The 12275-nt window shown below is 65.3% G+C and carries 13 protein-coding genes; all 13 read right to left on the bottom strand.

Annotated elements, in window-relative coordinates; all coding sequences use genetic code 11:
• Positions 1-4: 4 nt before the first annotated feature.
• On the bottom strand, positions 5-1480 hold the full coding sequence (locus tag CFN17_RS00365) for a CpaF family protein (RefSeq protein WP_208749428.1): 1476 nt from the start codon (positions 1478-1480) through the stop codon (positions 5-7).
• Positions 1480-2670 (bottom strand): AAA family ATPase, encoded by a 1191-nt coding sequence (locus CFN17_RS00360; protein ID WP_208749426.1) that lies wholly within the window; start codon positions 2668-2670, stop codon positions 1480-1482. The genes CFN17_RS00365 and CFN17_RS00360 overlap by 1 nt, the downstream gene beginning before the upstream one ends.
• Positions 2667-3434: a Flp pilus assembly protein CpaB gene (locus tag CFN17_RS00355; protein WP_208749424.1), complete on the bottom strand. Its 768-nt coding sequence runs from the start codon at positions 3432-3434 to the stop codon at positions 2667-2669. Before CFN17_RS00355 ends, CFN17_RS00360 begins: the two co-directional genes overlap by 4 nt.
• 46 nt (positions 3435-3480) lie before the next feature.
• Complete coding sequence (locus CFN17_RS00350; RefSeq protein ID WP_261792289.1) at positions 3481-4512, bottom strand: TadE/TadG family type IV pilus assembly protein; 1032 nt, start codon at positions 4510-4512, stop codon at positions 3481-3483.
• On the bottom strand, positions 4500-4874 hold the full coding sequence (locus tag CFN17_RS00345) for a TadE/TadG family type IV pilus assembly protein (RefSeq protein ID WP_208749422.1): 375 nt from the start codon (positions 4872-4874) through the stop codon (positions 4500-4502). The genes CFN17_RS00350 and CFN17_RS00345 overlap by 13 nt, the downstream gene beginning before the upstream one ends.
• Positions 4875-4979: 105 nt before the next feature.
• The gene (locus CFN17_RS00340; RefSeq protein ID WP_208749420.1) at positions 4980-5213 is read right to left on the bottom strand and encodes a Flp family type IVb pilin; all 234 of its coding nucleotides are present in this window, start codon (positions 5211-5213) and stop codon (positions 4980-4982) included.
• Positions 5214-5470: 257 nt separating this feature from the next.
• Positions 5471-6352: a type II secretion system F family protein gene (locus CFN17_RS00335; RefSeq protein ID WP_208749418.1), complete on the bottom strand. Its 882-nt coding sequence runs from the start codon at positions 6350-6352 to the stop codon at positions 5471-5473.
• 18 nt (positions 6353-6370) lie between these two features.
• Positions 6371-7321 (bottom strand): type II secretion system F family protein, encoded by a 951-nt coding sequence (locus CFN17_RS00330; RefSeq protein ID WP_208749416.1) that lies wholly within the window; start codon positions 7319-7321, stop codon positions 6371-6373.
• Positions 7322-7323: 2 nt separating this feature from the next.
• Complete coding sequence (locus CFN17_RS00325; RefSeq protein WP_395926955.1) at positions 7324-8631, bottom strand: CpaF family protein; 1308 nt, start codon at positions 8629-8631, stop codon at positions 7324-7326.
• A gap of 158 nt (positions 8632-8789) precedes the next feature.
• Positions 8790-9992: an AAA family ATPase gene (locus tag CFN17_RS00320; RefSeq protein WP_208749412.1), complete on the bottom strand. Its 1203-nt coding sequence runs from the start codon at positions 9990-9992 to the stop codon at positions 8790-8792.
• On the bottom strand, positions 9989-10768 hold the full coding sequence (locus CFN17_RS00315; RefSeq protein WP_208749410.1) for a Flp pilus assembly protein CpaB: 780 nt from the start codon (positions 10766-10768) through the stop codon (positions 9989-9991). Before CFN17_RS00315 ends, CFN17_RS00320 begins: the two co-directional genes overlap by 4 nt.
• A 20-nt stretch (positions 10769-10788) precedes the next feature.
• Positions 10789-11808: a pilus assembly protein TadG-related protein gene (locus tag CFN17_RS00310; protein ID WP_208749408.1), complete on the bottom strand. Its 1020-nt coding sequence runs from the start codon at positions 11806-11808 to the stop codon at positions 10789-10791.
• Complete coding sequence (locus CFN17_RS00305) at positions 11796-12197, bottom strand: TadE/TadG family type IV pilus assembly protein (RefSeq protein ID WP_208749407.1); 402 nt, start codon at positions 12195-12197, stop codon at positions 11796-11798. Before CFN17_RS00305 ends, CFN17_RS00310 begins: the two co-directional genes overlap by 13 nt.
• Positions 12198-12275 lie beyond the last annotated feature (78 nt).

Raw genomic sequence — 12275 nt, 5'->3', positions numbered from 1 at the left:
CGGGTCACGTCCTTCCGGCCGGCGCCGGCGGCGCACCGAACACCTTGGCCGAGACATGGATGCCCATGTCCTCGAAGCGGTCGATGAAGCGGGGGCGGATCCCGGTGGCCACGGGCGTGCCGAGGAACCGGCCGTGGGCATCGACGCCGGCGGCGTAGTCGAACACGAAAGCATCCTGGAGGGTGACGATGTCCCCTTCCATGCCCTGGACCTCCGTCACGTGGGTGATCCGCCGGGTTCCGTCCCGCAGCCGGGAGATCTGGATGATGAGGTTGACGGCCGAGGCGATCTGCTCCCGGATGGCCCGCAGCGGCAGGTCCATGCCGGCCATGAGGACCAGCGTCTCGAGGCGGGCGACGGCGTCGCGCGGCGAGTTGGAGTGGACCGTGGACAGCGAGCCGTCGTGGCCGGTGTTCATCGCCTGGAGCATGTCCAGCGATTCGCCGCCGCGGACCTCGCCCACCACGATCCTGTCCGGGCGCATGCGCAGGGAGTTCCGCAGCAGCTCGCGGATGGTGACCTCGCCCTTGCCCTCGGTGTTCGGCGGCCGGCTCTCCAACCGGACCACATGTTCCTGCTGGATCTGGAGTTCGACCGCGTCCTCGATGGTCACGATCCGCTCGTCATGCGGCAGGAACGAGGACAGCACGTTCAGCAGCGTGGTCTTGCCGGTGCCGGTCCCGCCGGAGACGATGATGTTCAGCTTGGCCTTCACACAGGCGTTGAGCAGTTCCGCCATTTCCGGGGTCAGGGTGCCGAACTCGATGAGGTTCCGGACGGTCAGCGGCACCTTGCTGAACTTCCGGATGGTCAGCGACGAGCCGCCGACGGCGAGCGGCGGGATGACGGCGTTGACGCGTGATCCGTCCTCGAGCCGCGCATCCACGAGCGGTGATGACTCGTCGATCCGGCGGCCCACCTTGGAGACAATGCGCTCGATCACCTTGCGCAGGTGCTCCTCGGAGCTGAAGCGCGATTCCGTCAGGGTCAGCTTGCCGTGCCGTTCCACATAGATCTGGTCCATCCGGTTGACCATGATTTCGGTGACGGCGGGGTCGTCGAGCAGCCGCTGCAGCGGCCCGTAGCCGAGGACGTCATCGGCCACGTCGCGGACCAGCCGGGCGCGCTCGTCGACGGACAACGGCACCTGCTCGGCGTCGATGATGCGCGTCAGCTCGTCCCGGGCCGCGGTGCGGAGGTCTTCTTCCTTCGTGCCGGAATCGTTGAAGCGGGTTCCGAGCCGTTCGAACAGGGCCGTGGCGGCCCGCTGCTTGAGGGCGGCGAAAGCGTCAACGGGCTGCTGGCCCCGGGCACGGGATTCGTGGGGCTCGGCGGTGCCCGGCACCAGCGCCGGGCCGCTCTTTTCGATGACGACGACGGCGGCAGGCGGCACCGCCGTCGTCGGCTGGCCGGGCGCGGTGACGGGAGCTGCGGCAGCGGGCCCTGACTCGGCGGCGGACAGCCGTTCGGAGAGTTTCATCAGACCACCACCCGCCGGTGCAGTTTCCGTTGGGCCGTGGCGCGCCAGGCGGGATCGAACCGGTCCACGAGCTGGCGCAGGCCCTTGACGGCGGGGTCCTTGCGCCCGTCCTGGAGCACGGGTATGCCGCGGTTGGTGGAGAACGCGACCGCCTTGGACCGGGGGATGCTGACGTCCACGGGGGCGCCGATGGTCGCCTCGACGTCCTGGACGCTCAGGCCGGACTTGGAATCGGCCATGTTCAGGACCACATGGCGGGTCTCGGGCAGCATGTCCAGGCGCCGGAGGATGTCCAGGCCGGAGCGGAGTCCGCGGATGCTCGGCACGTCCATGGCGGTGACCCAGACGGCGTCGGTGCACTGTTCAAGGGCGGCCAGTCCCACCTCCGGCAGGCCGGGGGCGGTGTCCACCACCACATACTGGAACTGTTCGGCCAGCTGTTCGAGCAGCCGGGTGACCTGCTGGGGCGTGATGTCGTCGGCTTCCTCGGGCGACTTCGGGGCGCAGAGTGCGTAGATGCTCCCGGGGTGGACCGTCAGGAACGCCTTGAGCACCAGGGAGTCCTGGCTGGCCGCCGAGGAGACGGCGTCAGTCACCGTGTGTTCCGGGTGCAGGTACAGCCCCGAGGCGACGTCGCCGAACTGCAGGTCCAGGTCCACGATCACTACGCCCATGGGCGCCACCTTGCCCAGCCCGATCGCGATGTTCGTGGCGATGGTGGTCTTCCCGACCCCGCCTTTGGGGGAGAAGACTCCGATCACCAGCCCCTTGGCCGTGCCCGGCTGGGCGGCGGCCGTGGTCCGGTTGCGGCTGGCAAATGACTGGCAGGCCCGCTCAAGCAGCACCCGGATCTGCGCGGGGTCCGCCGCGGGGCTCAGGATGTCCCGGATGCCGGCCCGCATGGCCAGCAGGACGAAGTTCGGGTCGGCCTCACCCACCAGGATGACGCTGAGCTCGGGGAGCTGGACGTCGAACACCGTGGCCAGGCGCAGGGCATCCTCGACCGGGACGTCGGGTCCCAGGATCAGGACCTCGGGGCGTTCCTGGTTGAGGCTGGCGAAGAGCTCGGCAGGGTCCGCCGGGTTGACGAACGCGAAGGTCTGCAGGCCGCCGGGGAGGCCGCCGGCCAGGGCCTGCCGGACGCGCGCGTCGAAGTCCGTATTGGGGGAAATCAGGACAAAGCGGCTCATTTGTACACCTCTGGTTTCGTCATGATTCCTGGCCGGCCGCTGTCCGTGGCATCGAGCGGTTCCTTGCTTAGCCACAGGGTCGCAAATTCGGAGCCGTACACAATTTTGGTGGCGTCGACGTCGTTGACGGCCACCGTAACGAGCATGAGTCCGGTGGGCAGTGAAGAGTCCTCAGTTGGGGCGCCGTCGCCCGACGACGCCGCCTTTGGCGCTGCGGTGGGCACCGGAGCGCGCTGCACGGCGGTGACCAGGACCTTGTGAACTGTCAGCTGGGTGGTTTCCTTTTCCGGCTTCGCCTCGAGACCGCCGCTCTTGAGGGAGATGAAGATGCCGACGTGGTCACCCGGTGCCAGCCGGCCGCCCACCACTCGCTGGGGCTCGAGCTGGAAGGACACTTCTTGAAGGCCCTTGGGGACTTCCACCGATCCGCTGGTCTGCAGTTCCTCCGGTGCGACCAGTCGCTCCGCGACGAGCTGTTCGCCGGGGAGGAGCTCGACGGCGGTGACCTTGCCGGCCAGCCCGTCCAGGTTGTGGAGTGCGGACTTGGCGACGGCCGTGCCGGGCAGTTTTTCGGTGGTGAGGAACGGCTTGAGGGTCTCGACAGTGGTTCCGGCCGGCACTGTCTTGGCCACCACGAGTACATCCTGTGGATCCAGGCCCTGGACGGCCCGGTTGTCGGCGCCCTGCGCGTAGCTGACCACCAGGAAGGCTCCGACGACGGCCAGCACCAGGGCCGCGATCCCTGCCAATAAGCGTGACTTCAAAAACTGCTCCTGAACTCGAAGGTGGACTGGGTGGCGGGGAGGGGTGCTATTGGGTGAGCCGGACGACGCCGGCGCCCAAGTCCTCCGCGGGCCCGAGGGTGTAGGCGCTGTCCAAGGACACGTAGCGGACAAAGCTGCCGATGATGCCGCGGCAGTTGTTGTCGCATTTCAGCGACGAGTCCACGGCCGGTGGTTTGTTCTGGAACGACTGCGGCAGCGTGTTGTTGCCGCTGAAGTTCCAGCCCTTGACCTTGAAGGCAGCGAAGGAGATGAGCTTGTATGTGGCGTTGTTGCCGGTGCCGGTGACCCGGTTGAAGACGGGCAGAAGAACGATCACGTCCTTGCCGGCGGTGATGTCGGCTGCCCACTTCAGCAGGATGCTGTCGCAGACCGTACCCGGGTAGCTGTTGCCGGAGGAGTTGGGGGCGTCGCCGGCGTTGATGTCGATCACCCCGCCGCACACGCCCGGGTTGGTCTTCAGCCAGCCGAAGCCGCCTGGCACCGCGGCACCGGACGGCCCGTACATGCAGTCGGGATTGGCGTCGTCGCCGTGGCTCTGCAGCCGCTGCAGGCTCCCGTTCACCTGGTCCTTGACCTGGCAAATGGAGAACGTCAGCGGAAACGCTGTCGGTCCCGCCACCGGCCGGCCCCATTGCACTGTGGCGCCGGCGGTGACCGTGGCGGTGGTGATCCCCAGGGCGCGGGCGAAGAACAGCGACACCTGGTTGGGGGTGTTGCCCGTTTCCTGGGCGCCGGCGGTGACCCGTACGGTGCCGGCGGCCTTGTCGAGGACCAGGCCGGCGATGTTGCTCGCGCCGTCCCGGGCATTGCCGTTGGCAAGGCTGCGGGCGAGGGTTGAGGTGGTGGAGCAGTCGGCGTCGTTGATGTTCTTAGCGCACTTCTGCGCGATTGCAAGGGCGGCGGAGTCGGCCCCGTTGCGCAGCTGGGTCCGCTCGGCGTACAGCATGCCGACGTCGACGGCGAGGGCCGCGAACCCCAGCAGGGTCACCATGAGGATGGCGACCATGACGCTGAGGGCTCCGCGCTCGCCGTCGGCAGTTCTGCTTACCCGCCGCACAGCATGACTCCTTTGCCTTCCATCGCGAACGGACCCGCGATGCCCGTCATCGTGGCGAGCGAGTAGGTGATCCGGAGGGTCACCTGGGCTCCGGTGGTGCACGTGGCGGGGCTGATGCTGATGTTGGTGTCGGTCAACGCAGGCTTCATGGCCGTGGCCGCATTTTTGGCCGCTGTCCGTGCGGCGGTGGGGCTGTTGCCGATGGCCATGACCCGGACGCCTTCGCGGGCCGCGGCGGAAAGGGTGACCTGGGCGTTGTAGGCGCGGCCGAACTCCGTGATCCCGAGCAGCAACATGACCAGGACGGGGGCCAGGAGGGCGAATTCCACCGCGACGGCGCCCCGTTCGGATGTCTTGGACATGGGGACCGCCTTCCCGCGATGGTTGCCAGAGGCGACTGTGTGGCGGCGGCCTGATGCCACCGCCACACAGTCATTGACCGAAGCGCCTTGATCGGGTCGTGCTGCTTAAGGCGCGCAGGAGGCTGTGCCTGCTGCGCCGGCGGCTGCAGGCGTGAACGTGCCACTGCCGACCGAGCACTGAACCTGTACAAACGTGTCGTGCAAGGTGCCGCCGAGGAGCGTCACGGCGACGATGATCACGACGGCGATGAGGGAGACCATGATGCCGTATTCGACGGCGGTGGCGCCGCGCTGGTCGAAGCGAAGACTGGTTGCGAAAGCGGAGAGGTAGGAACGCATTGGATACTCCTGAGCGAGTAGGGCGGCTGGTCCTGCACCAGCGCTGAGGGAAACGTAGCAAGCGCCGACACACCGTCAATTGGACGTGGGAGATTCCTGAGCCAAGGCTTCCCAAACTGCACAATTCCTGTACTTTCCGTGCGCCCATCCTGCGCCCATCCTGCGCCGGGCACAGCGGAGGACCCCCTCGGCTCTGGGTCCAAGGGGGTCCGGTCTGTTGGGCTATCTGCGGAGGCGCATTTGCGCCGGACGCCGGCCTAGCGATGGGCGAAAACGTCCATGATGCTCAGCACCGTAGGTCCGAGTACTACGATGAACAGGGCCGGCAGGATCGAAACGATAAGAGGGAACAGCATCTTGACCGGCATTTTCATGGCGTGCTCCTCAGCCTGCTGGCGCCGCTTCACCCGCATTACCTGCGCCTGCGACTTGAGGACATTCGCGATTGCAATCCCGTAGGTGTCGGCCTGGACAACTGCACGAACGAACGAGCGTAGGTCCGGGACGTCCACACGCTGGGCCAAGGCAACATATGCCTCCTTGCGCGACCGGCCCACCTGGATGTCCTGGAGTGTGCGGATGATTTCGTCCGCCAAGGGTCCCTTGCCGGTCTCGCCGGCTCGGGCCATGGCGGTCTCGAAGCCGAGACCGGCCTGGACGGAGATGAGCATCTGGTCCAGGGCGTTTGGCAGTTCCAGCTTGATGGCCGCCCGGCGCTTTTCGGCGTAGTTCCGCAGCAGGAGGTCCGGGACGAAGTAGCACAACGCCGTAACTCCAATGGCCATGGCCAGCTTGAAAGGCTTGGGATCAGCCATGTAGAGCAGGATGCCCATCGCGGCGCCTGCGAGCGCGAGCAGCGGCTTGACCATGATGATCCGGGCCAGCGGCCAGACTTTCGGCCGGCCTGCGCCTGCGATCTGCTTGTCCAGCCACGCGGCATAGCCTTGCGGCATAGCCTTCTTCGCAAGGGAAGCAAGTTGTTCATTGGTGCCGAAGGCAGTTGCGCCAGAACCGGGGCGGTGGCCCAAATTCGACTGGATGTTCCGCAGCCCCGCACGGTCCCCGGTCAGGGCCAGCCACGTCATGACGGACACAGGGACAACTACGGCCAGGATGGCGGCATAAGCGATAGTTTGCACGGTTCTCTCCCTGTTTCCCTAGAACTTCGGTTTGACGAGCCTGCTGAGCCAAAAGCTTCCGACCGCGAGGAGCACCACCGCGGCGGCGATCATGAGATACCCGGGCAGCGTGCTGGTGAAGACTCTCGAGTACATGGGGTTGAACAGAGTCAATCCGATGAACATGACCACGGGCAGGGAAACCAGGACGATGGCGGAGATCCTGCCTTCCGCGCTGAGGGCCCGCACCTGACCGCGAATCTGGTTCCGGTCCCGGATCGTTTCCCCCACGTGGTCCAGGACCTCAGCGAGGTCACCGCCGACCTCGCGGTGGATCTCCACGGCCCGCGCGATCCAGCCGAAGTCCTCGTTATCAGTCCGGCGGGCGACTTCGTCTAGAGCCTCGCCGAGATCCCGTCCGATCCTGGTCTCGTTCACCACCCGGTTCAATTCCTCGGCCATGGGGGCCTCGTTTTCCTGGGCGGCGGCGTCAATGGCGCGTAGCAGGCTATGCCCGGCCCGGAGACCGCCTGAGAACATCTGCAACGTATCCGGCACCTGGTCGTCGAACTTCTTCCGCCGCCGCGAGATCAGCACGTTCAGGAACACGACGAGCCCCACCGGCGTGATGACCAACAGCAGGACAGCAAACGCCACGCCGCCGAGCAAGAAGCCGATGACCGCGGCGACAAAGGTCACCGCGGCTGCGATCAGCAGGTAGTCACCCGGCTCCTTCTTCAGGCCGGCCGCGTCCAGCTTGTCCCGGTTGAGGATTCCAGTGCGTCCGCGGCGGACACCCTTGTTCAGTGCCTTGACGGTCTGGTCCGTCAGCTTCGTGAAGGCGGACCTCTCGGGTGCGCCGTCCGGACGGCGTCGGGAGAGGGGGACCGCTGACCTGGACTTGAAGACGAAGGTGAAGAGCATCGCCAGCGCGCCGTATACCAACAGTAGGCCAACCGCGAAGGCCATGGGAGACAGCTCCGGAAGCATGGCTACCGCCCCCTTGCCGGCTGGGCGCCGAAGACTGCTGGTGAGATCTGAATACCGAGTTCGGCGAAGCGGTCCGTGAAACGCGGGCGGACGCCGGTCGGAATGGGCTTGCCGAGGAACCGGCCACTGCTGTCCACCCCGGCAGAGTAGTCGAACACGAACGCGTCCTGGAGGGTGACGATGTCGCCCTCCATCCCCTGGACCTCGGTGATGTGGGTGACCCGCCTGGAGCCGTCCCGGAGCCGGGAGATGTGCACGATCAGGTTCACGGCCGAGGCCACCTGCTCACGAACTGCCCGCAGCGGCAGGTCCATTCCCGCCATCAGGACAAGTGTCTCAAGCCTGGCGATAGCGTCGCGGGGAGAGTTGGCGTGAACGGTGGAGATGGAGCCGTCGTGGCCGGTATTCATGGCCTGGAGCATGTCCAAGCACTCGCCGCCGCGGACCTCGCCGACCACGATCCTGTCCGGCCGCATGCGCAACGAGTTCCGCACGAGGTCGCGGATGGAGATTTCGCCCTTGCCCTCGATGTTCCGTGGCCGGCTCTCCAACCGGACCACATGGTCCTGCTGAAGCTGCAGTTCCACGGCGTCCTCGATGGTGACGATCCGGTCCGAGGCCGGGATGAAGGAGGAGAGCACGTTCAAGAGCGTCGTCTTGCCGGTCCCGGTACCGCCGGAGACGATGATGTTCATCCTGGCCAGCACGCATGCCTGCAGGAGTTCGGCCATTTCCGGGGACAGGCTGCCCATGGAGATTAGGTTGTTGACCGTCAGCGGATCCCGTCCGAACTTCCGGATGGTTAGTGCGGGACCGTTGACAGCCAGGGGCGGAATGATGGCGTTAACGCGGGACCCGTCGGCAAGCCGGGCATCGACTAGGGGTGATGACTCGTCGATGCGCCGTCCAACGTGGGACACGATCCGTTCGATGACCCGGCGGAGTGCTTCGTCGGAGGTGAACTTCGTGTCCGTCAGGAAAAGCTGGCCCTGGCGTTCGACGTAGATCTGGTCGAACCGGTTCACCATCACTTCCGTCACGGCCGGGTCGTCAAGGTACCGCTGGATGGGGCCATGGCCGAGGATGTCGTCGGTGATCTCGCGGATCAGCCGCTGACGCTCCTGGCCGGTGAGGGGAATCTGCTCCTCGTCGACCACGGCCTTCAGTTCGTCCTTGACGGACTGGCGGAGTTCCTCCTCGCCGATTGAGGAGTCCGTGATCCGCGAACCGAGCCGTTCGAAGAGCGCCTGGCTGGCCCGTTCCTTCAGGGCGTTGAGGGCTTCGCTGGCGATGGATGCCGTCTGGGGCACGTCGACGACGTCGGATCGGGATTCGGCGGCGGCTTTCGCCTCGTGGATCCGGCCGAGGGTCGAGGGGGCCTGGTAAATGTCGCCGGGGACCGCCAGTGCATCGGCTGGCTTTGCTGCCGGGGCTTCCCCTCGCAGTTGCAGGAACCGGTCTGTGAGGCTCACTGGAATACCGCCCTTCTGTGCAGTTGCTTGTGAGGTCTTGCGTCCCACTCGGGCTTGAACCGCTCCACCAGCTGGCGGAGACCCTTTGCCGCAGGGTCCCGGCTGCCGTCCTGGAGAACAGGAATGCCCTTGTTGGTTGAGAAAGGCAGGTTTTTGGAACGTGGCAGCACCACGTCCACGGGAGCGCCAACCGTTGCTTCGACGTCCTTTAGGGTCAGGCCTGCCCTGCGGTCGGCCATGTTCAGCACGATGTGCCGCTGCTGCGGGACCAGATTGAGTTCCTCGAGGATCTGGAACCCGGTCCGCATGCCCCGGATGCTGGGGACGTCCATGCCGCAGATCCATACTGCGTCGGTGGCCTGTTCAAGCGTGGCCAATACGTGCTCACCCAGACCAGGCGCTGTGTCCACCACGATGTAGCGGAACTCCTGCCGGAGTTGCTCCAGCAGGTGAGACACATGCGTTGCGGTGATCCGGTCCATTTCGATCGGACTGCGCGGGCCGCACAAAGCGTAGATGCCGGCCGGATGGACCGTCAGGTACGTCTTGAGCACCATGGAATCCTGGCTTGCTGCTCCCAAGACGGCATCCGTAATGGTGAACTCGGGATCGAGCATCAGGCCGCTGGCCACATCGCCGAACTGGAGGTCCAGATCCACGATCACGACTCCCATCGGGGCGATTTTGCCCAGGCCGACGGCGAGGTTGGTGGCCACGGTGGTTTTGCCGACGCCGCCTTTGGGCGACATCACGGCGATCACCCTGCCGGCGCCATGGTCTGCATGTTCTGACGCCTGTGGCGCCAGGCCCCGGCGCCGACCGGCAGCGGCCAGGCTTGCCCGCTCCAGCATGACCCGGATGGTGTCCGGAGCGGCGCCCGGGTCCAGGAAGTCCCGGACGCCGGCCCGCATGGCCTGGAGGACGGTCTCCGGTGTAGCGGTCGCTGCCAGCACCACGCTGATCTCGGGGTACTGGAGATCCACCACAGACGCGAGCTTGAGGGAATCCTCCACCGGGAGCCCGGGGCCGAGGATGAGGACTTCCGGCGGCTCGCCCTGGAGCTGGCGGAGGATGTCCGCTGGTCCTTCCGGCAGGTAGTCGGCCTGGAAGACATGCAGCGCGCCGTGCATCCCGGCGACCGCCTGCCGTACCAGCCGCTCGAACTCAGTGTTCGGGGTGATTAGAATGAAGCGGCTCATCGGAACAGCCCCGCCGTATCAACCACGCCGCTGTTCGTTTCCAGCGCGTCGCCAGGCTCCTTCGACAGGTAGATCTTGCCGAACTCTGCAGCAAAAACGATCCTTTCGGCGTCGGCGGAGTTCCGGGCCAGCGTCACCAGGTAGGTGTCGTCCGTCTGTTCCTTGCTGCTGGACGTCGATGAAGCCTGGGTAGTCCCGCTGGAGGATTCCGAGCCGCCTGTCTGGGTGGCTGTCCCGTTGCTGAACTGTGCCGCGGTCACCAGGACCTTGTGGAAGCTCAACTGGGTCTTGCTGGACTTACCTCCGGCCTGGGCGCCGGTGTCCTCCAGCGAGAGGAAGACTCCCACAGTGTCGCCGGCTTTGAGGACGCCGCCCGCCACGCGCTCAATGGGCAGCTTCAGCGTGATTTCCTGAAGCCCCGTAGGGACCTGGACCCGCGCCGGGCCAAGGAAAGCGTTCTGCTCCACCATCCGGGAGGACAGCAGTTGCTCACCCGGCATAAGCGTCACGGCGGAGACTTTGGAGTTCAGTGTGGCAAGGTCCGTGACGCTGTTCTCTGCGATCGCGAGTTTCGGTACTGACTTCTTGGACACCGAACCGGCGATCTCTTCGGCGGTAGCGCCGGCCGGTATGGTTTTTTCGACGACGTAAACATTTTCGATTTCGGTGCTCGCCAGCGCGCGTTTATCAGCGTTCTGGACGTAAGTGACCAGCAATACAGTTCCAACAATTGCGACGAGTAAAGCCGCGATGCCCCCCAGCAGGCGTGTTTTCATGATATCCCCTTAGAAATTGTCTATTTGATTAGTTTGATATCAGCCGTCCCTAGATTCGCCCCCGTTCCACCTTCCCCCGTCCAAGAGCCAATGGATTCAAACTTAATAAATTGACCGATCACGCAACGATCCTGACCGCTCGCACAAGCTAGGGCGGCCGTCATTCCGGGATCGTTCTTCGTGTTGCGAAATTCGTACTCGTGGTTGTTGCCGAACTTCCAGCCCCAAATCTTGAAGGTGGCATAGCCGATGATGTGGAAGGAGCCGTTCTGCCCGTGGTTGGTGGCGTCGTCGAAGATGGGGAAGGCGACACGGACTTCGCCGCCGTCTGTGATTGTCTTGGCCCAGCCTTTGAGAACGTCGGAGCACCCCGCTGGAGGGGGATTTCCTGGATCGGATCCGAGTTCATTGCTACCGAGTTTCGTGGTCGCCTCACAGGGAGAGTCCTGGTCCAGCCAACCCCAGCCGCCCGGGATCTGCGTTCCGGACGGGCCCGTGCAGGTTCCGCCGGGCTTGTATGAGATCTTCTGCACCTCACTCGAGCTGCTTGCGCTCGAGAGGTTATAGCAGCTGTCCGAAATTGCCAGCGGGAAACTGGATCCACCTGTGGGTGGGGCCATGGAGGCCGTTGCATGCGCTCCGACCGCAACTGCTGGAGCATTCAGGGCGCTTGCAAATAGTTTGGTGAGAAAGGCGTTAGTGCCGCTGCGGGTGGAGGTAGCTACGGTGACCTGGTTGTTCTCCAGATCCACCTCCACGGAATCGACATCGGTGGCGCCATCGTTGGAGTTGCCGCCGGACAGCGCCTGCGCCCACAGGACGGCCTGATCGTGCGAGCATGCGGTAGGCGTGCGGTGGCACTGCTGGGCCACGGCGAGCGCCCCCGCGTCTGCGGCGTTCTGGAGCTGCGCGCGTTCGGCGTAGATCTGGCCGACGTCTACAGCCAGCGCGCCGGCTCCGATGAGAACCAGCATCATGACCGCGACCAGGACGCCGGCGGCCCCGCGCTCCTTCTCGGAATTTCTCCTCAGCCGCCGCATCGCATTGCTCCTACGCCGGTGAGGGTGTAGAGATCGCCGAACATGCCGGTCACGCCAGCTGACTTGTAGGTAACGGTTACGGTGGTGTTCTCGCCGTCCTTGCAAGCGCCCGAGAAGCTAAACCCAAAGTTCGCTGCTGTGAGGCCGGGAGCGCCGGCGACGGCGGCTGCTTTTGCGAGACCTACGTCGTTCTTGATCGCCATGGTCCGGGCCGCCTCGCGGGCGGCCTGCGTAACGGAAATCTGAAGATTGTAGATGTACGAAAATTCGATGATCCCACCGACCAGGGCGAGCAGGATGGGTAGAACGAGCGCGAATTCGACGGCTACCGCGCCTCGTTCCCGCGCCGGCGCCCGGTGCTGGGATGCTGATGAACTGCTGCGCTTCATGGGATCCCCCAGGGATAGATGCAGCGGATGTGGGAAAGAAAATGTGCCGCGTCCGCGCTGAGCGGACGCGGCACACTG

The sequence above is a fragment of the Arthrobacter sp. PM3 genome, from assembly GCF_003352915.1.
In the GTDB taxonomy this organism is placed as follows: domain Bacteria; phylum Actinomycetota; class Actinomycetes; order Actinomycetales; family Micrococcaceae; genus Arthrobacter.
Note: the sequence above shows the minus strand (reverse complement) of the source record. Positions and strands in the feature narration are given on the sequence as shown.